This window comes from Pantoea sp. ME81 (assembly GCF_903970985.1).
In the GTDB taxonomy this organism is placed as follows: domain Bacteria; phylum Pseudomonadota; class Gammaproteobacteria; order Enterobacterales; family Enterobacteriaceae; genus Pantoea; species Pantoea communis.
This window is the reverse complement of the sequence record NZ_CAJCKS010000010.1, coordinates 13,912-39,681: the sequence shown is the minus strand read 5'-3', so window position 1 is coordinate 39,681 and position 25,770 is coordinate 13,912. Positions and strand designations below refer to the sequence as shown.

The window sequence follows — 25,770 nt, the reverse complement described above, 5'->3', positions numbered from 1 at the left end:
ATAATGGCTCAAGTTTATCATCGGCAAGCGTAAGCTGCGTGAATTGAATATTAAGGTGATGATGCAGCACAGGATTGGCAGATAAAAAAACCCCCGCATCATGCGGGGGAAGACAGGGATGGTGTCTATGGCAAGGAAAACAGGGATACTATGTTACTGGTTACTGCTGGTACTACTCACTGCATGCAGCGGTGATGATGGCTGCAATCCTGAGAGCTGACGCATATCGTTAAGTCGCCGCTCATAATTCTTCTGCAATGTCGCTTGCTGTGCAGGCGTTAGCAGGTGATACATCTGGTTGCGAACCCGAGCCATCTCAACTTGCAGTTCTATCTGCGCGCGGGCTTGTTTCTCTGCCTGCTGTCGGATAGCCGATTCGTTAAATTTGTCTGCAATGACAAGGTCATGCATAGTTTCAATATCCTGAACGCTCATAACCGGGCGCTCATGTCGTGCTTGCTGCATCAGGTCTCGCATCTGTTGCCGCTGTTGTTCAGTCAGCTCAATGCCATCGAACATGTGGCTTTGCGGATTTTGCGTCATACTGCCTGTCGTCAATCCGCCGTTATGATGCATCTCGTCAATCGTCGTCGTGTCTGCTGCTTCTGCGCTGGCGTGACTGAGAACCATCGCTGAGGCAATGACGACGGCGGTTAAGTAGCGCATCGTTTACTCCCAGTTCGTTCCGTTTTGCGATTCAACGAGAGCTAGTGTACGGCGATAGCTGCAAACATCCGTCAGGGGGTGTAAAACTACGTAAAGCGTTGGATTGCAAGTCAAGGAACACGGTATTTTGCCTGCGGAGGGCAACAAAAAATGAATAAAATCCTGTTGGTTGATGACGACCGCGAATTAACTTCGCTGCTTAAAGAACTGCTTGAGATGGAAGGTTTTGAGGTGATTGTCGCCAGCGATGGCGAGCAGGCGCTTAACCTGCTGGATAACAGCGTTGACTTGTTATTACTCGACGTCATGATGCCGAAGAAGAACGGTATTGATACGTTGAAAGAATTACGACAACAGCACCAAACTCCGGTCATTATGCTGACCGCTCGTGGTAGTGAGTTGGATCGTGTTCTTGGCCTTGAGCTGGGCGCGGATGACTATCTACCAAAACCGTTTAATGACCGTGAACTGGTGGCGCGTATTCGGGCTATTTTGCGCCGTTCAAACTGGAGCGAACAACAACAGCAGCATGACAATAGTTCACCCACGCTGGAAGTGGATTGCCTGCGCCTCAACCCAGGCCGCCAGGAAGCCAGCTTCGATAGTGAAACGCTGGATCTGACGGGCACGGAATTCACTCTGCTCTATTTGCTGGCACAGCACTTAGGTCAGGTCGTGTCGCGTGAGCACCTCAGTCAGGAAGTGCTGGGTAAACGCCTGACGCCGTTTGACCGCGCGATTGATATGCACATTTCAAACCTGCGTCGTAAATTGCCGGAACGTCGTGATGGTCATCCGTGGTTTAAAACGCTACGCGGACGCGGCTATCTGATGGTTTCGGCATCATGATTGGAAGTTTGACCACCCGCATCTTCGCCATTTTCTGGCTCACCCTGGCGCTGGTGTTGATGCTGGTTTTGATGGTGCCCAAACTCGACTCACGCCAGATGACTGCACTGCTGGAAAGTGAGCAACGACAGGGCACCATGATTGAACAGCATGTTGAAGCTGAGTTATCGCAAGATCCCCCTAACGACCTGATGTGGTGGCGCAGGCTCTTTCGCGCCATCGACAAATGGGCCCCACCCGGCCAACGCTTGTTATTGGTGACCAGCGAAGGCCGGGTGATCGGGGCGCAGCATAATGAAATGCAGGTGATTCGTAACTTTATCGGCCAGTCTGATAATGCCGATCATCCGCAGAAGAAAAAGTATGGTCGTGTGGAGATGGTGGGCCCGTTCGCCGTGCAGGATGGTGAAGATAACTATCAGCTCTACCTGATCCGCCCCGCCACCAGTTCTCAACTGGACTTCGTCAATTTACTGTTCGACCGTCCGTTATTGCTGCTGATTGTCACCATGCTGATTAGCTCGCCACTGCTGTTATGGCTGGCGTGGAGCCTGGCGCGTCCAGCGCGCAAACTGAAACATGCTGCCGATGAAGTGGCGAGCGGAAACTTACGCCAGCATCCTGAACTGGAATCCGGTCCACAGGAATTCCTGGCAGCAGGTTCAAGTTTCAACCAAATGGTGAGCGCACTTGAACGCATGATGACCGCACAGCAGCGTTTGTTATCCGATATCAGTCATGAATTGCGCACGCCACTGACACGTTTGCAGTTGGCTACCGCCCTACTGCGCCGTCGCAATGGTGAAGGTAAAGAACTTCAGCGTATCGAAACGGAAGCCCAGCGGCTTGATGGCATGATTAACGATTTGCTGGTGCTCTCACGCACTCAGCATAAAAATGCCTTAGTCAGTGAAGCGATGAAGGCGAACCAGCTGTGGAACGGTGTACTGGAAGATGCCAAATTTGAAGCCGAGCAGATGGGTAAAACCATGGATGTGCCGTATCCGCCTGGTCCGTGGCCACTGTACGGCAACCCGCATGCCCTGGAGAGCGCACTGGAAAACATCGTGCGTAATGCGCTGCGTTATTCCCACACGCATATCAGCGTGAGTTTCTCGGTGGATATTCAGGGTATTACCGTTCACGTTGATGACGATGGCCCAGGCGTCAGCGCTGAAGATCGCGAGCAGATTTTCCGCCCCTTCTATCGCACTGATGAAGCACGCGACCGTGAATCTGGTGGCACCGGTCTCGGACTGGCGATTGTGGAAACAGCCGTGCAACAGCATCGCGGTTGGGTGAAAGCCGATGACAGCCCATTAGGGGGGCTGCGCCTTACACTCTGGTTGCCGCTGTACTCCGCTCGTCAATAATTTGCTATGCTTCGGCCCTCGTTTCCGGGGGCCTTATGCTGAACATCGTTTTATTTGAACCAGAAATTCCGCCAAATACGGGCAATATCATCCGCTTGTGTGCCAATACAGGCTTCCAATTGCATCTGATTGAGCCGCTGGGCTTTGCCTGGGATGACAAGCGCCTGCGCCGCGCCGGGCTCGATTATCACGAATACACCTCACTCAAAAAACACGCCAATTACACTGCGTTTATCGAGTCTGAAGCACCACAGCGTCTGTTTGCACTCACCACCAAAGGCACACCTGCCCACAGCGCTGTGAGCTATCAGAAAGGGGATTATTTATTGTTTGGACCTGAGAGCCGTGGTTTGCCGGCAGAGATACTGAACGCGCTGCCAGCAGAGCAGAAGATCCGCATCCCAATGATGGCTGAAAGTCGCAGTATGAATCTGTCGAATGCGGTATCTGTGGTGGTTTATGAAGCGTGGCGCCAGCTTGATTATGCTGGCGCACTGATCAAGAGCTAAATTCCGTCGCCGTACTCGAAGCCCGCGCCGTTGAAGAGTTGGTCCATATCCATCGAAGGTTTATCACTGGTGGGTTTGCCAACGATACGCGCAGGCACACCGGCTGCCGTGGTATGCGGCGGCACTGGTTGTAGTACCACCGAACCCGCACCAATTTTCGCGCCGCGCCCCACTTCAATGTTACCGAGAATCTTGGCACCGGCGCCAATCATCACACCTTCACGGATTTTCGGATGGCGATCGCCGCTGGTTTTTCCAGTACCGCCTAGCGTGACCGACTGCAAAATCGACACGTCATTTTCCACTACGGCGGTTTCACCAATCACGATACCGGTAGCATGATCGAGCATGATGCCGCGACCAATACGGGCTGCCGGGTGGATATCCACTGCAAAGGAGACGGAGATTTCGTTCTGCAAATAGACGGCTAACGCGCGGCGGCCCTCTTTCCAGAGCCAGTGGCCGATGCGATAAGCCTGTAATGCATGGAAGCCTTTCAGATACAGCAATGGCGTTGAATACTTATCAACGGCAGGATCGCGCTGGCGCACGGCTTGAATATCGTAAGCTGCAGAGACAATCATCTCTGGATCTTCGCGATACGCTTCCTCAACGATTTCGCGTACCGCAATGGCTGGCATGATCGGGTTGGCAAGTTTGTTCGCCAGCATGTAGCTTAGTGCACTGCCAAGATTTTCGTGCTTGAGCAAAGTCGCGTGATAAAAGCTGGCCAGCATGGGTTCACAATCAGCCAGCGCTCTGGCTTCAGCTTTGATGTTGTTCCAGACCAGTTCTAACTCTTCTGACGACATTGCTCTGTGCTCCCGATAAAAAAAGCGCCTGAGAGGCGCTGCAGGTGATTTAGCTGAGCATCCTGCTTCAGCTTTGGCTGTTTTCGTCCTTCCTTGCACGGCCAAGTAAACTCAATGCTGCCTCTCGCGCCGATTTTTCGCAATACAGTACCTGATAAATCTGCTCGGTTATCGGCATTTCAACACCCATTCTCGCCGCCAATGCTTTGACTTCTTTGGTGTTTCGGTACCCTTCTACAACTTGTCCGATAATGCGCTGCGCCTCATCAACGCTCTCGCCTTGTCCCAGCATCATGCCAAAACGACGATTGCGGGATTGATTATCGGTACAGGTCAGTACTAAATCGCCCAGCCCCGCCATGCCCATAAAGGTAGTGGGATCGGCACCCAGTGCAGCACCGAGGCGGCTCATCTCCGTTAATCCACGTGTGATTAACGCGGTACGTGCGTTGGCACCAAAACCGATGCCATCAGAAATACCGGCACCAATCGCAATCACGTTTTTCACCGCGCCACCCAGTTGCACGCCGATGAAGTCTGGATTGTTGTACACGCGGAAGCTTTTACCGCAGTGCAATTTTTGCTGCAGATCTTCGGCGAACTGTGCGTCAGTGGCAGCCAGCGCTATCGCTGTAGGCAGGCCCGCTGCAAGCTCTTTCGCGAAAGTTGGGCCGGAAACTACGGCCAGCGGAATCTGATCGCCGAGGATTTCACGCGCAACATCCTGCAAAAGCCGGCCAGTCTCTTTTTCGAGGCCTTTGGTTGCCCAGACAATTCGGGAATCTGCACGCAGATGCGGCTTCAGTTGGGTGAGAACATCACCAAACACGTGGCTGGGCACCACCACCAACAGATCACGACTGGCACTCACCACCGTTGCCAAATCGGCTTCAGGAACAAGATTGTCAGGGAAAGGTACATCAGGCAGGAAAGCGGCATTACATCGGTCAGCCTGGAGCTGTGCCACACTGTGCGGATTGTGGCCCCAAAGCAGAACCGGATGGCCGTTACGAGCCAACGTAATGGCCAATGCGGTGCCGTACGAGCCGGCACCGATGACGCTAATTGAAGCGTTGAGGGTAGTCATCAGGCATCCTGACGTGGCGCTTCGCCTTCACCTTGCTGCTGCAGATAGTTCATGAACAGGGCATCAAAATTAACAGGCGCCAGATTGAGCTGCGGGAAAGTACCACGAGACACAAGGCTGGTGATGCATTCACGTGCATACGGGAACAGAATGTTCGGGCAGTATGCACCGAGGCAATGTGCCATCTGAGTGCCTTCGATACCGCCGATGGTGAAGATACCCGCCTGCTGAACTTCGCACAGGAATGCGGTGTCTTCACCAACGGTTGCTGTCACGGTAACGCGCAGAACAACTTCATAGACTTCATCAGCCAGCTGAGATGAAGCGGTGTCCAGATCCAGTTTCACTTCCGGTTCCCACTCTTTCTGGAAAACCTGAGGCGCGTTTGGCGCTTCGTAAGAAACGTCTTTGGTATAAACACGTTGAATCTGGAACTGCATTTCGTTTGTGCTATGTTCTGACATGTTACTAAATCCTGTGAGTTAAATTGTCTGACCGAAAAATTATGCCTGGAGTAAGGGATCCAGTCCCTGACGCCCATCCAGCGCGTAAAGATCGTCACAGCCACCAATGTGCTGCGCATCAATAAAAATCTGGGGAACTGTCGTACGCCCGCTTCGCTGAATCATCTCTTCACGTTTCGCCGCGTTCCCATCAATAGGAATCTCCTGGAACGAAACACCTTTCTGATCCAACAATGCTTTTGCCCGGTGGCAATAAGGGCATGTGACTTTGGTGTAAATCTCAACATTAGCCATGCGGTTACCTCTGGGAATTATTTACCGCGTACCAGCGGCAGATTCTCACCACTCCAGCCGCTCACGCCATCTTTCAGCACGGAGACTTTTTCAAAACCTTCAGCGCTCAATTTAGCGGCTGACTCACCCGCGCTCTGACCAGTGGCACATACCACAATTATGGGTTGGGACTTGTGCTTTTCCAGTTCGGCAAAGCTCCCTTTTTTGATGTCAGCCGCTGCAATATTCACCGCACCTGAAATGTGCCCTTTGCGATAATCATCGCGCGAACGCACGTCTACAACCACCGCATCCTCTTTGTTGATCAGGTGGGTTGCTTCACCACGGCTGATGGTTTTTACCTTAGAGAACATTCCTTTAACGGTGGTCACAATCACCAGAACGAGTAAAACAACCCATGCCAGACTAAGGATGGTGTGATTGCTTGCAAACTGCATAATTTCTTGCATGAGGGGTAACGACTCCAGACCGGGCTAATAAGCTAAAACAAGGGTTCTGAGTATACCTGCGCCACTTAGCATGTACAGTCGCGAAGCGGGCAGAGTTACGATTTGTGCGTCATTTTCCAAAAAAAGTGTTCTAATCGCAAAATTGAGTCAAGGTTTATGCCGCTAAGCTCGGCACCGACATCTTTCGTAAAGCAAAACCCGCCCGGGATAACTGGTAAGCGGCTGTTCATCGTGGAATAATTATCGACTATGAAGGGAAAAGCGACCGTTACACACACAAGGACCTGTCACAACGGCCCAGCGCATCCGTTGTTATTTCGCTGGTCCGAAATCTCCCTGAGCTTGCTCTGCGCGGGCGCACTGTTATTGCCCGTTTACGCGCACAGTGCGGATGACAGTAAAACCCAGCTCAAGTCCATTCAGCAGGATATCGCTGACAAAGAGAAAAGCGTTAAAGCGCAGAAATTACAGCGCAGCAAACTTCTCGATCAACTGCAAAGTCAGGAAAAAGTGATTGCGCAAGCCAGCCGGCAGCTTCGGGAAACGCGCAATAGTTTGACCGCGCTTGACGGCGAAATCACGCAAATTACCACCTCCATCTCTCGTCTGGAAAAACAGCAGGCTCAGCAGCAAAAACTGCTGGCTCAGCAATTGGATGCGGCTTTCCGACAAGGCCAGCACAATGGGTTACAGCTGCTGCTGGGTGGTGAAGAAGCACAACGCAGTGAACGCATACTTGCCTATTTCGGCTACCTTAATGCTGCACGCCAGAAAAACATCGACGATCTCAAACAAACTCAGCAACAGTTGGCCGAGCAGCGTCAGGCATTGCAAGGTAAGCAGGAACAACAAAAATCCCTGTTAGCCCAACAGCAGTCGCAGCAGGCCAAATTGGAAACTGCCAGTGCGGCACGTAAGAAAACCCTGACGGTACTGGAAAGCTCGCTGGAAAAAGATCAGGCCGATTTGGTTGAGATGCGAGAAAACGAAAGCCGTCTGCAGGATAAAATTGCCAAAGCCGAACGCGAAGCGCGTGAGCGTGCCGAACGTGAAGCACGTGAGGCAGAAAAAGTACGCCAGCGTCAGGCGCAGGCAAAAGCCAAGGGATCAAGTTATCAACCCACACAAAGCGAACGTGAGTTGATGGCGCGCACCGGTGGCCTCGGAAAGCCTGGTGGGCAGGCGGTATGGCCGGTGAATGGACGTATTGAACACCGCTTCGGTGAATCCATGCAGGGTGAACTGCGCTGGAAAGGTCTGGTGATTGATGCACCAGAAGGCACCGAAGTGAAAGCCATCGCCGATGGACGCGTACTGATGGCCGACTGGCTACAAGGCTACGGCCTGGTTGTGGTATTGGAACATGGTAAAGGCGATATGAGTCTTTATGGCTACAACCAAAGTGCGCTGGTGAGCGTGGGTACTCAGGTGAAGGCAGGACAGCCTATCGCCCTTGTGGGTACCAGTGGCGGCCGCGGCACGCCTTCGCTCTACTTTGAAATCCGACGTCAGGGACAGGCCGTCAATCCACTACCGTGGTTAGGAAGATAAGTGTTGTTTCAGCCTCAAAAGCTCTCAATTGCGTTCTGCGCACTGTTTTTCACACTATCGGCTCAGGCAGGTAAACTCTCAATTGTGATTGATGACTTCGGTTATCGTCCGGTTGAAGAGAATAAAGTGCTGCAAATGCCCGCTGCGATTTCGGTCGCTGTACTGCCGAATGCACCTCATGCTCGTGAGATGGCGACAAAAGCACATCAGGGCGGTCATGAGGTGTTGATCCACTTGCCAATGGCACCACTCAGTAAACAACCGTTGGAAAAAGATACCTTAACCCCAGAGATGAGCAGTGAAGAGATCGCACGCATTGTGCGGGATGCCTCGGGTAAAGTGCCTTTCGCCGTAGGTTTGAATAACCATATGGGCAGCAAAATGACCTCCAGCCTGCCTGGCATGCAGAAAGTGATGCAAGTGCTAAATCAGTACAATTACTACTTTCTCGATAGCATGACGATTGGTAATAGCCAGTCCGTTCCCGCAGCACAAGGTACGCATGTTAAGGTGCTGAAACGCCGGGTATTCCTTGATGATAGCCAGAATGAAGCAGCGATCCGTGAACAGTTTACCCGTGCTGTAAAACTGGCACAGCGCGATGGCTATGCCATTGCGATTGGTCATCCGCATCCCACCACCGTTCGTGTGCTGCAACAGATGCTGCCATCACTGCCAGCCGATATTACGCTGGTACGCCCGAGTCAGTTGCTGAATGAGCCTCTGCATCAGGGTAAAACACCGCAGACAACCGATAAATCGCCGGGACCGAAATTCCGTGCTCCAGGCGTGTGTAAGGTCAGTAAACCACTGCCGCCAGTGCCGCAAAGTCGAGCCGTTGAAATAGTGATTGAAAATGTGGCAGGTAGTAAGTTAATCAATCAGTTAGGTTTACTTTTTTAACGCAATCATCAACGTTTTTGAAAATTAGCGTTAGCCCCATTCGGGGCTAGCGTTTTTTTCGTTATCATTACGAAATTAATTCCCGCGACTGATGTCAAATTTGCCAGGTTCTTAGGGTGAATTGGAATAATGAAAAAGCTTTGGAAAATAAACGTAATCAATAACGTACTCAGTTTACATGCCAGACTGAGCCAGATTGACAAAAACAAGACACCGCTAAGCTCAAATCATGAGTTTAAGCGCATTGTTATTTTCTCAACGACCGCATTAGGAGATCTCCTTTTTAATACTCCTGCGATCAAAGCCATAAAGCATCGCTATCCAGAGGCCAGGCTCATGCTGGTATCCAGTGATAAAAACCGTGATCTCGTTGAAAAAAGTCAATGGTTTGATGAAATAGTCATCTGGGATAATAAAATAGTTCATTCCCATCGCGTAATCAGGAGAATGAGAAAATTCAAACCTGATATGACTGTGCTACTGCATTCAACATTGGGCTATGACATTCTCTGCGCACGCCTGTCTGGCTCAAAATACATTATTAGAGATAATTTCAGAAGTGACAATACTGTCTTTAATCACTGGATAGATCATTATTCATCGGCAACAGATGTTCATATTATTCAGCGCAAACTCGACCTGATTAGTATTCTTGGATGCAATACAACAGATATCAGAATGCAATTTCCCATTGCAATTCACTCTGTAGAACGTGAAAACTATCGACCTGTAATTGGCTTTCAAATGGGGGCGTCCGGGAAAAACCGTTGCTGGCCAGTTGAACATTTTTCTGAACTAGCAGAGCGTATTTTAGAAAATAACAATGATGCAAAAATAGTATTGACTGGTGCCACCCAGGATAAAAACATTGAAAAATCATTCTTTGATTTATTAAAAAATAAATACCATTCAAGGGTTCACTCTTATATTGGTAAGACTCGCCTACCTGAACTCTTACAGATAATTAAAAACCTTGATGTGTTGATCACAGGTGACACTGGACCACTACATATTGCTATCACGGCAGAAACGCCGACAGTGAGTCTTTATGTCAGTGCTAATCCCAGACATACAGGACCTTATCAGGATTTACACATTCATCAGACTATCAGAATTGAACCTGAATCTAATGATGATCCGCATTACCCATTAAGAAAAATAAGCGTTGATCAGGTTTATAACGTGATGATGAAAAATATTTCAGTCTAAAATTACACTACCAGATAGCAAGTGATCTGGTAGTGGTTTTTATTCAGGATCTAGGCCTTACGGGATGACAATACTATCGCTAATGGCAACCAGAATAATACCCATGTTTCTCCAGGTCCACCAATCACAAACATCCCTTGAGTAACAAAAAACATCAAAGAGAAGAGATAAATTGAGGCTTCTAATCCCATGCCTTGATGATACTTTCTATATGCATGATACAAGCCAACCAGGATGAGTGATGCCATAAATAACACACCCACCACACCGCCTTTCAAGAAAGCCGACACATAAATACTGTGTGTGGTTATAACATGTTGACCAATACTGTTTACGAATGTTAGCTGCTTATCAAACCCCCAACCGAAATAGGGATGAATCATTGCTTCTGAAATTGCGTGATTCCAGATTCCAAATCTGATAAAACTCTGGGCATAAGAAGAAACAATGCGCGCATAAAAATCACTGCCATAATCAGTAAAGTAGAAAAATAGTAAAATAGTAGCAATTGAAATCATGATATACAAAACATGCCTCAGGTGAACATGTTTATATTTAGCAAGTAAAATAGCTAAAGAAACCATTAAAGCCAATAACGGACCTCGGCTTTGCGTCAATATCAAGCCAATAAAGAGCAACGATGCAGGTATGTAAATCCAATGCCTGCCTGACTCACGAGCAATAATCAGTGCACTTATAATACCAAGAGCAAAATATCCACCAAGATCAATGACATTCTTCGGTGCGGCAAAAAAACCGTTTTCAAGTCTATTAGTCAGTAGCTTGTTCTTATCTACCAACATAAATGTCAAAATAAGGACGATGAAACATCCGGAAAAAATGCAACCATAAACCTTCAGCAAACCATAACGCTTAATACAGTAATCAAACATACAAACGAAAAAAAGAAGATAACCGGTATGCTTTAAAGTTGAAATTATATTATCTGGAACACCTGTCCATAAATTCGTAATACTATAATAAATTAGAAATAGTGCAATAACACCTATTGACTTCAAGGGGAATGACTTGGGAAGACTAATATTTTTTCGCTGGGCAAACAAAAATATCATCATCGTTGTAATCGAAAGATGAAATAAGTTATTTACTTTTCCCACACCTGTAAATATGGTCATTAGAGATAAAAATGCCATAAAAGAAAATGATGCAATAACTTCTAACGTTTCAGTTTTTTTTAAAAATGACATCTGGCGTCGCCTTCTCGAAAATTTCCTCAGTCAGTCCACTATTCATAGACAAATTGTAAACTTTTATCCCTGCATGATTAAGCTCGCTGCTGGCATTCAAGAATGCGGGCTTTATCACTTGAGTAAAGTTTTCCCCTAAAAAGCTTTTCTGCTTATTATTTTCATTTTCATAAAACCGTGGGGATGAAAAGTTATTCATATCAACCCCTGCTAATAGTATGCGATTTGAGCTGAGCCATACGGCTATTTGCAACGCCCAATAGGCCACTGTTCCCGCATCAAAAATACCCTGTCGGATATCCCATGAAAAACCAGATAATGGATCAGTCGGATAGACGGACAATCCTTTATTATCATTGAAATTCAAAGCATACTCAGCAGGTACGACTGATTTTCGAAATATCTTATAACTCAGATCTTCAATAATAGCCAAACGACATTTTATCTTATCGACTCCAATGCAATTCAACATGTCATTGAGGCAATGAACTGTTGTAAAGAGCGTCAACTCAGGGTCGCCCAGTACTTTTCCGACAATATCAAAACGGTTCTCAACAAAACCGCGATCGACAATAACATAATATGAAAATACGACTTTATCTCGTAGGTGATAAGCGCCATTAACACCAATAAATGTCGTTTCTGAAAGTAAATCAAAATCCAGATCATTAACTGACGGGCCAGTTGCCAGTATCGTCATATCATTGGTAACGGTTTTACGTAATGAATCTAATGCTTCAATTTTTATTTCATTTTTTCGCCAGACTAGCCGTTCAATATGGTCTTCTGCCCCACGTTGAATCGTGATATGAGGCCAAAAATTTTCATTGTGCCGATAAGCTCGTTCATGGGTATAACGATAGATTTGTTTAAATATTGATCCCATTCAAAGCAATTCCCGCAATTTTTCCATTACGCTCACGGCGGATATAGCCTGCATTGTGCCACCTGCGCCGCGTAGCTCATGCTGATTCTTACCATATCCCCCAATCAGCCCCGGATCGGTTGGACCAAACAGCGTGATGTTCGGGCGGTCCAGCGCGGCGGTCAGGTGACTCAAACCCGTGTCGACCGAAACGACAGCGCGTGCCCCCGCCAATTGCTGTGCCACTTGCTCCAGCGCTAATTTTGGCAGCACCTCAACGTGGTCAAAACCTTCCGCCATTCTTAATGCACGTTGATGCTCATGTTCAGCACCCCACGGTAGTTTCACCCGCAGACCCGTCGGCTGCACCCGTTCAATAAGTTCGCGCCAGTGCGCCTCTGGCCAATGTTTGTTATCGCGGGTGGTCGCGTGCAAAAACACCAGGTATTGATGTGCATCGTTGGGCAGCGCGGAAAGGAAATGTCCCGCAATGGCATAATCACCCTGGGTCTCCGGTTTCGCATAATCCAGGCTTTTAGCAAATAGCTCACGCGTGCGTTCAACCGCGTGTTGCTGTTTATTAATTTCATGGCGTTTGTCATACCACCAGCTGGCAAAGGGTTCCCGCGCGCTGCGGCTGTCTTGCCCATGCTTTACGCCTTTAGCCAGTCGCGTCACCAGCGCAGCGCTTTTGATCAACCCCTGGGCATCAATCACCACATCATACTGGCGCGATTGCAGCTCACGTTTGAACAAGACGCGCTCTTCACGCTGCTGGCTGCCAAACCAATGTTTACGCCAGCGACGAATCGCCACCGGCAGCACTTTATCCACTGCCGGATGCCAACTGGGGATCTGTGCAAAATTCTCTTCGACAACCCAATCAAAACGGATGCCGGGAATAGCCTGCATCGCATCAGTGAGCGCCGGTAACGTGTGCAGCACGTCCCCCATTGAGGAGGTTTTTACAATCAAAACGTGCATGGCTACTCCTGCACCAAATGCAGCAGCGTGCTGAGTTCCTGATGAACTCGAGCCGGCTGAATATCAATAAGACTTTGGTGATAACCCTCTTCGGCATCACCTTTACGTACTTTGTGATAGCCGGAGATTAAACGAATAACGCGCGCCTGATGAGACAACGGTGGTGTGAAATCCGGGCTACTTGGACCATACAAGGCGACCAAAGGACGGTTCAGTGCGGCAGCAATGTGCATCAACCCGGAATCATTACTGACGATAGCCGCGCAATGTGCAATTAAGATAACCGCTTGTTCTAATTGCGTATCGCCGGCCAGATTTTTGCAGTGCGCTCGTGCTGATTCCGATAACGTCTGAACAATAGTATCACCGGTTTCGCGATCTTTTGCGGAACCGAACAACACCACCTGGTACCCTTCGGCAATCAGTTGCTCGGCAAGCGCCGCGTAATGGTAGTGCGGCCAGCGCTTGGCTGGGCCAAATTCAGCGCCAGGGCAGAACCCTATAGCAGGACGATCGGCCGACAAAGAAAATTGCGCTGCTGTCATGCGCTTTTCATCTTCATCGACACGCAACTGCGGCCACAGTAAGGGCTGCGGCAACTGTTGTGCGGAGGCGATGGGTTTGTCGTAGCCCAGTGCAACATAGCGCTCCACCATCAGCGGAAACGCGACTTTATCCAGCACACGCACATCGTTCAACACGCCATAGCGCATCTCACCACGCCAGCCGACACGGCGCTTAATACCTGCAAAGAACGGCACCAGCGCTGATTTGAACGAATTTGGCAGCACATAAGCACGGTCATAATTGCTGACCTGAAGGGATTTGCCCAAACGCCGCCTTTCACCCAGTGCCAAAGCGCCATGGCCCAATGGCATCGCCAGCGCCTGATTGACTTCCGGCATCCGTGACAGCAGTGGCCGGCACCAGGCCGGCGCCATCACATCAATAACCGCATCCGGGTGCTCAGCCTTGAGCGTGCGATAGAGACTTTGCGACATCATCATATCGCCGACCCAGGAAGGGCCAATGACCAGAATTTTCATCGCTGGTGCCGGTTTCCTTATGCTTTGCGGTTGAGCCAGGTCATGTATTCACCCACGCCCTGAGCAACGGTTTTAAATGGCTTGTCATAACCCGCTGCGCGCAGATTGGTCAGGTCAGCCTGAGTGAATGCCTGATAGCGGCCTTTCAGTTTCTCAGGGAACGGGATGTATTCAATCTGGCCTTGCTGATGGAACTTCAGTACTGCATCGGCGACTTCCTGGAAAGATTCCGCACGGCCAGTACCACAGTTGTAGATGCCAGATACCCCGTTTTCCCAGCACCACAGGTTTACTGCAACGACATCGTCAACATGGATGAAATCGCGGCGGAAGTCGTCGCTACCTTCAAACAGTTTTGGGTTTTCACCGTTGCTGATCTGCGTGTTGAGGTGGAATGCCACGCTCGCCATACCGCCTTTGTGACCCTCGCGAGGGCCGTAGACGTTGAAGTAGCGGAAGCCACACACGGGAGAATCGGCTTCTGGCAGAATCTGACGCACGTAATGGTCGAACAGCATTTTTGAATAGCCATAGACGTTCAGCGGCTGCTCATACTGGCGCTCTTCAATAAAGTTTTCATTGCGGCCACCGTAAGTGGCCGCTGAAGAGGCGTAAAGGAAAGGAATTTCGCGTTCCAGGCAGAAATGCAGCAAGTCTTTCGAGTACTGATAGTTGTTATCCATCATGTACTTGCCGTCCCACTCGGTGGTCGCCGAGCAGGCACCTTCGTGGAACACCGCTTCGATTGGACCCAGATCTTCGCCGGACATGATGTAAGAGAGGAACTCTTCTTTGTCCATGTAATCCGCGATATCCAGATCTGCGAGGTTCACGAATTTGGTGCCATCTTTCAGATTATCCACCACCAGAATATCGGTAAGACCGCGATCGTTCAGCGCTTTAACAATGTTGCTGCCAATCATGCCAGCGCCACCGGTTACGATAATCATATGCTTTGCCTTTAAAGAGTTGGGGTGAAACAGGAGGTTTCACGCACGAATGCCTAACATCATAACATTTCAGCCCGAGACAGGCAGCCAGATGACTCCGTAACCGCTGCACAATTTGCATCCATCGCGTGAACTATGCTGCAAAACGAAGATTTCTCTGGCGGAAATGTCGGCACGATGCGTACTGATCAGTAATATGTTCCAAAATTTTGCTATCTGAGGAGCAGAATCATGTCCAGTCAGTTTTATTCGCAAATCCGTCAACAGCTTGAGACAACACGTAGCGATGGATTGTTCAAACAAGAACGTACCATCACGTCGGCGCAGCAGGCTGAGATCCATGTCGCTAATAGTCCCCCGGTGATTAACTTCTGTGCCAACAACTATCTCGGTCTGGCGAATCACCCCGCGCTTATTCAGGCCGCCAAAGAAGGCATGGATTCCCACGGCTTCGGCATGGCATCCGTGCGCTTTATCTGCGGCACACAAGATATTCATCAGCAGTTGGAACAAAAGCTGGCGGCCTTTCTCGGCATGGAAGATGCCATCCTGTTTTCCTCTTGCTTCGATGCCAATGGCGGTCTGTTTGAAACGCTGCTCAGTGCGGAAGATGCCATCATCTCTGATGCACTCAATCATGCCTCAATTATCGATGGCGTACGCCTGTGTAAAGCCCAGCGCTATCGGTATGCCAACAACAATATGTCTGAGTTACGTGCTCGGTTAGAGGAAGCGCGTGATAAAGGTGCACGCCATATTCTGATCGCCACAGACGGCGTGTTCTCGATGGATGGCGTGATTGCCAATCTGCAAGGCATTTGCGATTTGGCCGACGAATTTGACGCATTGGTGATGGTTGATGATTCCCACGCAGTCGGTTTTGTCGGAGCGGCTGGACGTGGCACCCATGAATACTGCGGCGTAATGGATCGCGTAGATATCCTGACTGGCACATTAGGCAAAGCGCTAGGTGGTGCTTCAGGTGGCTATGTGGCTGCGAAAAACGAGGTGGTTGAATGGCTACGCCAGCGTTCACGCCCTTACCTATTTTCCAACTCCCTGGCACCTGCCATCGTCGCCGCCTCGCTGCGGGTGTTAGACCTGCTCAGTGAAGGCGATGGGTTACGCCAGCGCCTTTGGGATAACGCCCGATTCTTCCGCGAGAAGATGACCGCAGCCGGCTTTACGCTGGCGGGTGCTGACCACGCCATCATCCCGGTGATGCTTGGCGATGCAAAAGTGGCTCAGCAGTTTGCCAGCCTGCTGCAAAAAGAGGGCATCTATGTCACAGGCTTCTTTTATCCGGTGGTGCCGCAAGGTCAGGCACGCATCCGCACTCAGATATCTGCAGGTCATACGCAGGCACAACTGGAACATGCCGTTGCCGCCTTTACGCGCATTGGTCAACAGTTGGGCGTGATCGCAGGAGCAGAACGATGAAAGCACTGGCCAAACTCAAAGCAGAGGAAGGTATCTGGATGGTGAAGGATGCACCGATTCCGGAACCTGGTCACAACGACCTGCTGATTAAAATTCGTAAAACTGCAATTTGCGGCACCGATGTTCACATTTACAACTGGGATGATTGGTCGCGTAAGACCATTCCCGTTCCGATGATCACTGGCCATGAATATGTCGGCGAAGTCGTCGGTATGGGCGAAGAGGTAAGAGGCTTTACCCTTGGCGATCGTGTGTCCGGCGAAGGTCATATCACCTGCGGTCACTGCCGAAATTGCCGCGCCGGTCGCACTCACTTGTGCCGCAATACCGTGGGTGTCGGCGTCAATCGTCAGGGCTGTTTCGCCGAGTACCTGGTCATCCCTGCATTTAACGCTTTCAAGATTCCCGACAATATCTCTGACGAGCTGGCAGCGATTTTCGATCCCTTTGGCAACGCCGTGCATACCGCGCTCTCGTTTGATCTGGTCGGCGAGGACGTGCTGATCTCTGGTGCTGGTCCTATTGGTATTATGGCTGCAGCGGTGTGCAAACATGTGGGCGCACGCAATGTGGTCATCACCGATATCAATGAATATCGCCTCGGCCTGGCACGCCAGATGGGCGTGACACGCGCCGTAAATGTAGCGCAGGAAAATCTGCGCGATGTGATGGCTGATCTGGGTATGACCGAAGGTTTCGATGTCGGACTGGAGATGTCTGGCGCGCCTCCCGCGTTTCGCACCCTGCTGGAGGTGATGAACCATGGCGGGCGAATCGCCCTACTGGGCATTCCGCCGGGCGAGATGGCGATCGATTGGAATCTGGTGATCTTCAAAGGACTGTTCATCAAAGGCATCTATGGCCGCGAGATGTTTGAAACCTGGTACAAAATGGCAGCGTTGATTCAATCCGGCCTCGATTTAACGCCCATTATCACACATCGCTACCACATCGATGAATTCCAGCAGGGATTTGACGAGATGCGATCCGGGCGTTCAGGAAAAGTGGTATTGAGCTGGGATTAAGGATTCACAGGGAGGCTTTTGGGCCTCCCATGGCTTCACTTAATCAGCGCCAGATATTGCTGACAGATTGCCGCCGTATCAAATTCGGCAAAGGCATCCGCTGCTAACAACGGCGGGTGCTGATAAATGTCACACATTGCTGTTGCCAGCGATTCAGGATTGAGATCTGCCAGGCCGCGCGCTAAATCACCTTGCAACAGCCACATCGGGCCACCCGGACAACGCGTACTGACAACAGGCGTGCCACACAATACGGCTTCGATCAGCACATTACCAAAACCCTCGCTATCCGAACTGACGATCAGCATTGCCGCCCGGCTGATCCATGCATAAGGGTTTTGTGTAAAGCCCTGGAAAATAACACGATTGGCAATCCCTAGCGCTTGTGCCTGGGCTTCTAAAGCGGCTTTACGCTGTGCCGATCCCTGCCCCAATAACACCAACGGCAACTGAATATTGCTTAATGCGTAAGCCTTTAACAGGCGATCATGCCGTTTGGTTTCGTGGAAGCGCCCGACATGCACCAGAAAACCAGACTCAGGCACTTCGGCGGACTCTGCTGCCAACTGCCGAATCAGTGCAATATCGAACGGATTGCCAATTACCGCTTCGCCTGTGAGCTTCACAGCAAAGGCCTCTTTCAAATCCTCCAGCACGGCGGGTGAAACGCCGACTACGTTACGCCCCTGATAAACCTGCTGGATTTTACGCGCCTTTAACCAGCGTGATAATCCGGTGCGATGCCCAAGATAGGAGGCTGAAAACACGCCATGCAGGCAGAACCAGGTTTTCTTCGCATCCAGCGCGCGACTTCGACGCACAATACGGTCGGTTTTGTGCAGATGAGACACCACAAGATCAAATTCACCTGCCGTTTTCTCCGCCTGTTGTACTGCTTCGTCCAGCAAACGGGCTCGACGACTCAGCTCGGTGAGTTTGCGCCAGGGTCGACGATTGGTGTCCAGAATGACCTGATAATCCACTCCCTGCGGCAAGGGGTACTCGCACACTCGTCGCAGGGAAAACAGTGACACACGGTGCCCCTGTGCCAGCATCCCGGTGACCAGCGTCAGAACCACTTTTTCAGCGCCGCCGCCCGGCAATCCATCTATCACCATGAGTATGCGTTTTGACAAAATATTCTACCTGTCTGAATGAAATAACATGTGATTGCCTGCAGTCCCGGCCAGGATAGTAGCGCAGATCCTTCGTGCTTTTCGCCTGTTTCCTGCCCGGGCAAATAGTTTTGCGTCACTGAATGGCTCAGCGTAACATTGCGATTTTATTGGCTTCAGGCGGCGAACATGACCCGGCACGCGTTCCTTATTACCATTGACACTGAAGGCGACAACCTTTGGCGCAATCACCGTTCAATCACCACCGAAAATACCGGCTATCTGCCACGTTTTCAGGACCTGTGCGAGCGTTATGGTTTTAAACCCACCTGGCTGACCAACTATGAAATGGCGATGGATCCTGCTTTCGTGGAATTCGGCAAAGATGTCATCGCGCGCAAACAAGGTGAGATTGGCATGCATCTGCATGCATGGAACAGTCCGCCAGAAGCTCCACTCACCGATGATGACTGGCGTTGGCAGCCTTTCCTGGTCGAATACCCGGATACCGTGCTGCGCGATAAAGTCGTTTATATGACTGATCTGTTGGAAGAAAAGTTCCAGACAAAAATGCTGAGCCATCGTGCAGGGCGCTGGGCATTTGATGAACGCTATGCCGCCATTCTCACCGAACTAGGCTATCAGGTGGATTGTTCCGTTACCCCGCGCGTGAACTGGTCCTTCACACGCGGCGCACCACAGGGTAAAGGCGGCACAAACTATACAGATTTTCCGTTCAAACCTTATTTCATCGATCCGCAGGATATCTCACGCAGCGGCAACTCTTCACTGCTCGAAATTCCTATGAGTATTCAATACAAATACTCGCCTTTGATGAATACCTTCAAACAAAGTCTGTATCGGCTGCGCGGCAAGCAAAAAAGCCCCGCCGTACATTGGCTGCGGCCGTCCGGGGGTAATCTTGCGGATATGCAACGTGTGGTCGAAATGTCGCTGGCAGAAGGCAATAATTACACGGAATTTATGCTGCACAGCTCTGAGTTCATGCCAGACGGCAGCCCAACGTTTAAAAACGAACGCGATATCGAACAATTATATGCGGATTTAGAGGCGCTCTTTAGTTGGTTAGCGCCCCGTTTTGTTGGTCAGACCCTGTCTGAATACCACGACAGTTTTAGGCTACAGCAGCCTGCACGTTAAGTTTTTTCCACGCCTGCCAGACCGTTTCCAGTGCGATATCAGTGCATTCACCGGAATCGGTCTGCATAATCTGGTACTCACCCGACCATGGATGCCACAACGTCGCATTGGTATCGCCAAAGAACACAACCTGCTTTTTATGCAGCCCGGCGGCAAGATGCATCTGCCCCCCATCGCTACACAAAATTTGTTCGCAGCTATCAAAACCTGCGATGACTTCGCGCACTGATGCGGTCGGATAGCGCGCTACGCGCGGTGAATTGACCAACTGCATCAACTCATCAGCACGTGCCGCATCGCCTTTGTCATGGGCATCCAACGTGCCTTGAGGCGACCAAAACACCAGCACGCGCGCCTGCTCATCTTCCAACAACTTATTGATAAAAGCCGCATAACTGGCTATCGGCCAGCGACGCTTTGGGCTGCGGCTGCTGATGTGCACACCATATACCCTGCCTGGTGAGGCGAAGCTTTGTGCAACCCGCGCTTTCGCGGCTTCACGTTCTGCATCTGCGAGATATAGATTCACAGATGGCACGGCAGGCAAGCTATCAGTCAATGCCGAGAGGTAAGAAAAGGTATGTTCGACCTGATGGCTGCCCTGAAAATCGCTTTTAAGGAAGGGATGGTCAAGCTGAACATCGGGCAAAGCTGCACCAATAATATTGTGCGCGCCGGCCATTTTCGCCAACCGTAAGCTGTATTTGCACGGCACCGGATTGGCCAAAATCGTGGCATCAAAACGCGTTTTACGCAGTGCCAACATGATTTTTACGCGCTGCCAGTAAACACCGAGTGTGGTTTCGTTCTTACCGCGATGCTTGGCTTTTTTGTAGACATACAGACGATCAACATGGGGATTATGGCTCACCACATCCTGAGCGATCTTATTAACCAGCAGGGTGATTTTTGCGTTAGGGAAAGTGCGTTTCAAACCTTCCAGCAGTGGAGTGGTACACACCATATCGCCAATGTTATCGCGTCGGATAACAAGGATGTTTTTCATACTGATGCCCAGGGTAAAAAGGATTGATGCCAAACATTCCGGCCAGAACCGTTCCTAAAAGCGCAAAAATGCTAGCGAGCTAACTACTTTTGACCATTAATGTCCAAAAAGTTCTGAATTTCTTAGCAATAATTAACGTTATAAAATCGTAAATAATTCATAAAACCATAAATAACAATGTCGCTTGATAATCCCGCACTTTCCATCATTACACCCATGTTCAACGCTGGCGCGATGTTCGAGACGTTTATGCAGTCTCTACTGGCGCAGTCGCTGACAGATCTCGAGATCATCATTGTCGATGATGGTTCCACCGATGGTTCAGGCGAACGAGCTGAGGCTTATGCGCATCAATATTCTCAGGTGCGGGTTATTCACCAGGCTAATGGTGGCGTCTCACGGGCACGCAATGCCGGATTAGCCGTCGCAAAAGGCAAGTACGTCACATTCCCGGATGCAGACGACACCATGAGCCCAACCATGTATCAAATACTGGTTGAGATGGCCGAGCGAGACGATCTCGATGCCGCGCAGTGCAACGCGGAATGGTTTTTCAAAGCCAGCCAGACGACCAAACCGCTCATTCCTCTGGATCGCTTAACCAGCACAGCGGTGTTAAGTGGACCAGAATGGCTCAACAAGGCCTTGAAAACCCATCGATACATGCATGTGGTATGGCTGGGTATATATCGCCGTGAACTGATTGAACAAAACAATCTCACTTTCGAACCGGGGTTACATCATCAGGATATTCCCTGGACCACAGAGTTCATGTTCAACGCCAAACGCGTGCGCTACACCGATCAAATGCTCTACCGCTACTACCTGCACGATGCCTCCATCAGCAACCGCAAACGTACCGGCCAACGAAATGTCGAGTATCAACGCCATTACCTGAAAATCGCGCAGATGCTGGAAGAGATCAATGCACGCTACCGCGATAAAGTTAAAATCTATCCCGTATTCCATTATCAAATTACGCGTGAAGCGCTCAGCGTCTGCCATTCCATTCGCCGTGAACCGGAAGAGAGCGCACGGCAGGCGATGATTGCGGATCTGTTTGCGACGCAAACCCACAAAAGGATGCTGCGTAATGCACGCGGCGCTCGGCAGTGGTATCAACTGCTGTTATGGCTGAGTCGGATTTATCGCTGGCGTAACAAATAAGCGTCGCGGCTGGCTTTCGCCCTATAGGGGTTTGCCCTACAATCAGCTCACTGAAATTTGAGATCATTTGAGTATGGCAAGCCCGATTCCAGCCCCATTTGCACCGAAAAACATTCTGCTGATCAAGCTGCGCCATCACGGCGATATGCTGCTAACCACGCCCGTTATCAATGCGCTGCGCCAGCGCTATCCGGACGCCAACATTGACGTCCTGTTATACAAAGAGACGCGGCCGATGCTGGAAGCGCACCCCGCTATTCGCCAGTTGCACATCATTGACCGCAACTGGAAAAAAGAGGGCGGCTGGCAGAAGTTCCGCCATGAGATGGCGCTGCTTTCAGCTGTACGTGCCTGCCATTATGACGTGGTCATTAACCTCGCCGATCAATGGCGCAGCGCGATTATCACACGTTTTTCAGCTGCGCCGGTGCGTATTGGTTTTGCCTACGCCAAGCGTGATCACGCCCTGTGGCGTTGGTGCCATAACTATCTGGTTTCGACAAAAAAACATAATCAATTGCACACCGTCGAGCAGAATATGGCGGCGCTTGAACCGCTAGGTATCAGCGCAGAAGGTGCAAAAGCCTCAATGCACTTTAGTGCGGCAGATAAACAGAAAGTGCAGGATGCATTGGTTCAGCAAAAGGTCAGCGGGCCGTTTATCGTGTTACAGCCAACATCGCGTTGGGTATTCAAATGCTGGGAAGATGAAAAGGTCGCGCAGCTGATTGATACGCTCGCCGCTGATGGCCATACCCTGGTTCTTACCGCTGCCCCAGACCAGAAAGAGCAAGCAATGATTACCCACATTCAGTCGCTGTGCCACAGCCAGAATGTGGTTTCACTTGCCGGGCAGCTTTCATTGCCGCAACTGGCGGCATTGATTGATGCCGCGCAGCTGTTTATCGGTGTGGATTCTGCCCCCATGCACATGGCCGCCGCACTCGATACGCCCTGTCTTGCGCTGTTTGGCCCCACCAAACTGCAACACTGGCGTCCGTGGGGTGAAAACAATCGCGTGATCTGGGCCGGTGATTATGCACCGTTGCCTTCGCCAGACGACATCGATACCAAAACAGAACAGCGCTATCTCTCAGCCATTCCGGTGGATGATGTGGTGGCCGCCGCCAGGAGTTTTTTGCATGACTAAGTTACGCCTGGCGATTGTCCGGCAGAAATATCGTCCGGATGGCGGTGCCGAGCGTTTCATCTCGCGGGCGCTGGAAGCACTGGACAGCGAGCAGCTCGATCTGAATATCATCACACGCAGCTGGCAGGGCACACCCAATCCAGCCTGGCATCTGCACATCTGCAATCCCGCCAAATTTGGACGCGTATCGCGCGAACGCGGTTTTGCCCACGCGGCACGTGCATGTTGGGAACGTGAGAAGTTCGATATCGTGCAGAGCCACGAACGCATTGCGGGCTGCGATATTTTCCGCGCCGGTGATGGCGTCCATCGCGTGTGGCTGGAACAACGTGCGCGTATCGTCTCACCCTGGCAGCGCTTGAGCGCCAGCCTGAGTCCTTATCATCGCTATGTTTTGCAGGCTGAAGCAGAGATGTTCAATGCAGCATCTTTAAAAGCAGTGATCTGTAATTCTGAGATGGTTAAGCAAGATATTTTGCGTCATTTCACGCTAGATGCCAGCAAAATCCATGTCATTCACAACGCCATCGATAGCCAACGTTTCCAGCCAGCAACTGAAGCTCAGCGCTACGCCATACGCCAGCAATTGACGCTGCCACAGGATGCCACGGTGATGATCTACGTGGGTTCAGGCTTTGAGCGCAAAGGCTTGAAAGCCGCCATTGAAGCACTCGCGCACAGCGATCGCTATCTGGTTGTGGTTGGCCAGGACAAACAACTTTCACGCTATCAGCAGCTGGCTAACCAGCTTAATTGCCTTGATCGCTTGCGCTTTGTTGGCGTGCAGCAGGATGTGCAGCCCTATTATCACGCCGCTGACGCCTTACTGTTGCCCACGCTTTATGATCCTTTTCCGAATGTGGTGCTTGAAGCGATGGCCTGCGGTTTGGCCGTGATTACCAGCACCGGCTGTGGCGGCGCAGAATTTATTCAAGCCGGTCAGGAAGGCTTCGTTTGTGATGCATTAGATATCAAGGCATTAAATGACGCCATTGTCGCCACACCTGCACTTTCGCAGAATTCTGCCATGGGTGTAGCCGCACGCCGCAGAATCGAACCTTTTGGTCCACAGCGGCTGGCGCAGTCCCTGACTTCACTCTATCAGCAGGTGCTGAAGACCAGCTGACGAAGTGGTATGAGCAGGCGGTCAGTTTCTGATAACATGCCGCCTTTCATGTGTTTTTTGACGCGAATCTGTCGTAACGATAACTATGACAACTCTATACACAGCCCTGCTCTATTTAATACAGCCACTGATCTGGCTGCGCCTGTGGCTGCGCGGTCGAAAAGCACCGGCCTATCGTAAACGCTGGTCGGAACGCTACGGCTACTGTGTGGGAAAAGTTGAACCGCACGGCATTGTGCTGCATTCGGTTTCTGTGGGTGAAACACTGGCCGCCGTGCCGCTGGTACGCGCATTGCGCCATCGCTATCCTACTCTGCCGATCACCGTGACTACCATGACGCCAACCGGTTCCGAACGCGCTCAGTCCGCGTTTGGTAAAGATGTGCATCATGTCTATCTGCCCTATGATTTGCCCGGTTCGATTAACCGTTTCCTCGATACCGTTGATCCTCGTCTGGTGATCATCATGGAGACCGAGTTGTGGCCGAACATCATCCGTATTCTGCATCAGCGCCAAATTCCGCTGGTCATTGCCAATGCCCGTCTGTCAGAGCGTTCGGCCAAAGGCTATAAAAAACTCGGTGGCTTTATGCGTGATTTGCTGCAGCGCATTACGCTGATAGCAGCGCAGAACAACGAGGATGCTGAGCGATTCCTCAGCCTCGGCCTTAAACGAACGCATCTCGCCGTCACCGGTAGCCTGAAATTTGATATCTCTGTAACGCCGGAATTGGCGGCCCGTGCGGTCACCTTGCGCCGTCAATGGGCATCGCGCCGCCCGGTGTGGATCGCGACCAGCACGCACGAAGGCGAAGAGACCATCATCCTCGATGCGCATCGTCGTCTGCTGCAACAGTTCCCCGATCTGATGCTGATTCTGGTGCCACGCCATCCTGAACGTTTCAAAGATGCCTGTGAACTGACGCAAAAGCGCGGTTTCAGTTTCACTCTGCGTAGCAGCGGTGAGATTCCGTCTGGCGCAACGCAGGTCGTGATTGGCGACACCATGGGTGAATTAATGCTGCTGTACGGCATCGCCGATATCGCCTTTGTTGGTGGCAGTTTGGTAGAACGCGGCGGTCATAATCCGCTGGAACCGGCTGCCCATGCCATTCCGGTGCTGATGGGGCCGCATATCTGGAACTTCAAAGATATCTGCGCCAAATTGCAGCAGGCAGAAGGCCTGATCACCGTCACGGACGTGGTTTCGCTGGAGAAACAGGTGGCCAACCTGCTGCAGGATGATGATTACCGCCGCTATTACGGCCGCCACGCAGTCGAAGTGCTGCATCAAAATCAGGGCGCATTGCAGCGTCTGCTACAGTTACTCGAACCACATTTGCCGCCACGAGCTCATTAAC

The 25,770-nt window shown here is 50.8% G+C and carries 26 protein-coding genes; 13 read left to right on the top strand and 13 right to left on the bottom strand.

Annotated elements, in window-relative coordinates; translation table 11 throughout:
• Nucleotides 1-153: 153 nt before the first annotated feature.
• A complete protein-coding gene (gene cpxP, locus H7A81_RS03460) occupies nt 154-666 on the bottom strand; it encodes a cell-envelope stress modulator CpxP (protein ID WP_038644071.1) in 513 nt (170 codons plus the stop codon).
• Nucleotides 667-816: 150 nt separating this feature from the next.
• Between cpxP and cpxR the strand changes: the two genes are divergently transcribed.
• From cpxR to trmL, 3 genes are read left to right on the top strand one after another with little or no spacing between them, the layout of a single operon-like run.
• Nucleotides 817-1,515, top strand: coding sequence for an envelope stress response regulator transcription factor CpxR (gene cpxR / locus H7A81_RS03455; RefSeq protein WP_034823774.1), 699 nt, complete (start codon nt 817-819; stop codon nt 1,513-1,515).
• On the top strand, nt 1,512-2,888 hold the full coding sequence (cpxA, locus tag H7A81_RS03450; protein ID WP_034823776.1) for an envelope stress sensor histidine kinase CpxA: 1,377 nt from the start codon (nt 1,512-1,514) through the stop codon (nt 2,886-2,888). Before cpxR ends, cpxA begins: the two co-directional genes overlap by 4 nt.
• 35 nt (nt 2,889-2,923) lie before the next feature.
• Complete coding sequence (gene trmL, locus H7A81_RS03445; protein WP_058960119.1) at nt 2,924-3,397, top strand: tRNA (uridine(34)/cytosine(34)/5-carboxymethylaminomethyluridine(34)-2'-O)-methyltransferase TrmL; 474 nt, start codon at nt 2,924-2,926, stop codon at nt 3,395-3,397.
• On the opposite strand, the gene cysE is transcribed toward trmL, so the two are convergent.
• The 5 genes from cysE to H7A81_RS03420 form a co-directional block, all read right to left on the bottom strand.
• Nucleotides 3,394-4,209, bottom strand: a complete 816-nt coding sequence (cysE, locus tag H7A81_RS03440) for a serine O-acetyltransferase (protein ID WP_034823780.1) — start codon at nt 4,207-4,209, stop codon at nt 3,394-3,396. The two genes, trmL and cysE, sit on opposite strands and share 4 nt — an antisense overlap.
• 67 nt (nt 4,210-4,276) lie before the next feature.
• A complete protein-coding gene (gene gpsA, locus H7A81_RS03435; protein ID WP_182056728.1) occupies nt 4,277-5,296 on the bottom strand; it encodes an NAD(P)H-dependent glycerol-3-phosphate dehydrogenase in 1,020 nt (339 codons plus the stop codon).
• A complete protein-coding gene (gene secB, locus H7A81_RS03430; RefSeq protein WP_034823785.1) occupies nt 5,296-5,760 on the bottom strand; it encodes a protein-export chaperone SecB in 465 nt (154 codons plus the stop codon). The genes gpsA and secB overlap by 1 nt, the downstream gene beginning before the upstream one ends.
• A 39-nt stretch (nt 5,761-5,799) precedes the next feature.
• On the bottom strand, nt 5,800-6,054 hold the full coding sequence (gene grxC / locus H7A81_RS03425) for a glutaredoxin 3 (protein ID WP_007885328.1): 255 nt from the start codon (nt 6,052-6,054) through the stop codon (nt 5,800-5,802).
• Nucleotides 6,055-6,071: 17 nt separating this feature from the next.
• A complete protein-coding gene (locus H7A81_RS03420; protein ID WP_034823789.1) occupies nt 6,072-6,503 on the bottom strand; it encodes a rhodanese-like domain-containing protein in 432 nt (143 codons plus the stop codon).
• Between the two features lie 249 nt (nt 6,504-6,752).
• On the opposite strand from H7A81_RS03420, the gene envC reads away from it, so the two are divergent.
• The 3 genes from envC (at nt 6,753) to H7A81_RS03405 (ending at nt 10,166) form a co-directional block, all read left to right on the top strand.
• Nucleotides 6,753-8,054 (top strand): murein hydrolase activator EnvC, encoded by a 1,302-nt coding sequence (gene envC / locus H7A81_RS03415; RefSeq protein WP_182056727.1) that lies wholly within the window; start codon nt 6,753-6,755, stop codon nt 8,052-8,054.
• 3 nt (nt 8,055-8,057) lie between these two features.
• Nucleotides 8,058-8,957, top strand: a complete 900-nt coding sequence (locus H7A81_RS03410) for a divergent polysaccharide deacetylase family protein (RefSeq protein ID WP_182056735.1) — start codon at nt 8,058-8,060, stop codon at nt 8,955-8,957.
• A gap of 129 nt (nt 8,958-9,086) precedes the next feature.
• Nucleotides 9,087-10,166: a glycosyltransferase family 9 protein gene (locus H7A81_RS03405; RefSeq protein WP_182056726.1), complete on the top strand. Its 1,080-nt coding sequence runs from the start codon at nt 9,087-9,089 to the stop codon at nt 10,164-10,166.
• A gap of 50 nt (nt 10,167-10,216) precedes the next feature.
• Here H7A81_RS03405 and H7A81_RS03400 read toward each other — a convergent pair whose 3' ends face one another.
• Genes H7A81_RS03400 through rfaD form a run of 5 tightly spaced genes read right to left on the bottom strand, consistent with a single transcriptional unit; the run spans nt 10,217 to nt 15,219 of the window.
• Nucleotides 10,217-11,374, bottom strand: coding sequence for an O-antigen ligase (locus H7A81_RS03400; protein ID WP_182056725.1), 1,158 nt, complete (start codon nt 11,372-11,374; stop codon nt 10,217-10,219).
• Nucleotides 11,352-12,260: a sugar glycosyltransferase gene (locus H7A81_RS03395; protein WP_182056724.1), complete on the bottom strand. Its 909-nt coding sequence runs from the start codon at nt 12,258-12,260 to the stop codon at nt 11,352-11,354. The genes H7A81_RS03400 and H7A81_RS03395 overlap by 23 nt, the downstream gene beginning before the upstream one ends.
• The gene (gene rfaC, locus H7A81_RS03390) at nt 12,261-13,223 is read right to left on the bottom strand and encodes a lipopolysaccharide heptosyltransferase RfaC (RefSeq protein WP_034823799.1); all 963 of its coding nucleotides are present in this window, start codon (nt 13,221-13,223) and stop codon (nt 12,261-12,263) included. It abuts the gene before it with no gap.
• A 2-nt stretch (nt 13,224-13,225) separates the two neighbouring features.
• Nucleotides 13,226-14,269, bottom strand: coding sequence for an ADP-heptose--LPS heptosyltransferase RfaF (gene rfaF / locus H7A81_RS03385; protein WP_182056723.1), 1,044 nt, complete (start codon nt 14,267-14,269; stop codon nt 13,226-13,228).
• Nucleotides 14,270-14,286: 17 nt separating this feature from the next.
• On the bottom strand, nt 14,287-15,219 hold the full coding sequence (rfaD, locus tag H7A81_RS03380; RefSeq protein WP_045815712.1) for an ADP-glyceromanno-heptose 6-epimerase: 933 nt from the start codon (nt 15,217-15,219) through the stop codon (nt 14,287-14,289).
• Nucleotides 15,220-15,450: 231 nt separating this feature from the next.
• Here rfaD and H7A81_RS03375 point away from each other — a divergent pair, with 231 nt between their 5' ends.
• Together H7A81_RS03375 and tdh are read left to right on the top strand one after the other, a co-directional pair.
• Nucleotides 15,451-16,659 (top strand): glycine C-acetyltransferase, encoded by a 1,209-nt coding sequence (locus H7A81_RS03375; protein WP_182056722.1) that lies wholly within the window; start codon nt 15,451-15,453, stop codon nt 16,657-16,659.
• Nucleotides 16,656-17,684, top strand: a complete 1,029-nt coding sequence (gene tdh, locus H7A81_RS03370; RefSeq protein ID WP_182056721.1) for an L-threonine 3-dehydrogenase — start codon at nt 16,656-16,658, stop codon at nt 17,682-17,684. The genes H7A81_RS03375 and tdh overlap by 4 nt, the downstream gene beginning before the upstream one ends.
• Nucleotides 17,685-17,719: 35 nt before the next feature.
• Here tdh and H7A81_RS03365 read toward each other — a convergent pair whose 3' ends face one another.
• Nucleotides 17,720-18,802: a glycosyltransferase gene (locus tag H7A81_RS03365; RefSeq protein ID WP_182056734.1), complete on the bottom strand. Its 1,083-nt coding sequence runs from the start codon at nt 18,800-18,802 to the stop codon at nt 17,720-17,722.
• A gap of 186 nt (nt 18,803-18,988) precedes the next feature.
• On the opposite strand from H7A81_RS03365, the gene H7A81_RS03360 reads away from it, so the two are divergent.
• Nucleotides 18,989-19,960: a deacetylase gene (locus H7A81_RS03360; RefSeq protein WP_182056720.1), complete on the top strand. Its 972-nt coding sequence runs from the start codon at nt 18,989-18,991 to the stop codon at nt 19,958-19,960.
• On the opposite strand, the gene H7A81_RS03355 is transcribed toward H7A81_RS03360, so the two are convergent.
• Nucleotides 19,935-20,966: a glycosyltransferase family 9 protein gene (locus H7A81_RS03355; protein ID WP_182056719.1), complete on the bottom strand. Its 1,032-nt coding sequence runs from the start codon at nt 20,964-20,966 to the stop codon at nt 19,935-19,937. The two genes, H7A81_RS03360 and H7A81_RS03355, sit on opposite strands and share 26 nt — an antisense overlap.
• Before the next feature lie 177 nt (nt 20,967-21,143).
• Here H7A81_RS03355 and H7A81_RS03350 point away from each other — a divergent pair, with 177 nt between their 5' ends.
• The 4 genes from H7A81_RS03350 to waaA all read left to right on the top strand — a co-directional run bounded on the left by H7A81_RS03350 (nt 21,144) and on the right by waaA (nt 25,769).
• Nucleotides 21,144-22,133 carry a glycosyltransferase gene (locus tag H7A81_RS03350; RefSeq protein WP_182056718.1) on the top strand — a complete coding sequence of 330 codons (990 nt, stop codon included), beginning with the start codon at nt 21,144-21,146 and terminating at the stop codon, nt 22,131-22,133.
• A 73-nt stretch (nt 22,134-22,206) separates the two neighbouring features.
• The gene (rfaQ, locus tag H7A81_RS03345) at nt 22,207-23,283 is read left to right on the top strand and encodes a putative lipopolysaccharide heptosyltransferase III (protein ID WP_182056717.1); all 1,077 of its coding nucleotides are present in this window, start codon (nt 22,207-22,209) and stop codon (nt 23,281-23,283) included.
• A complete protein-coding gene (locus H7A81_RS03340; protein ID WP_182056716.1) occupies nt 23,276-24,409 on the top strand; it encodes a glycosyltransferase family 4 protein in 1,134 nt (377 codons plus the stop codon). The genes rfaQ and H7A81_RS03340 overlap by 8 nt, the downstream gene beginning before the upstream one ends.
• 85 nt (nt 24,410-24,494) lie before the next feature.
• Nucleotides 24,495-25,769: a lipid IV(A) 3-deoxy-D-manno-octulosonic acid transferase gene (gene waaA, locus H7A81_RS03335; protein WP_166935450.1), complete on the top strand. Its 1,275-nt coding sequence runs from the start codon at nt 24,495-24,497 to the stop codon at nt 25,767-25,769.
• The last annotated feature ends 1 nt before the right edge of the window (nt 25,770 follow it).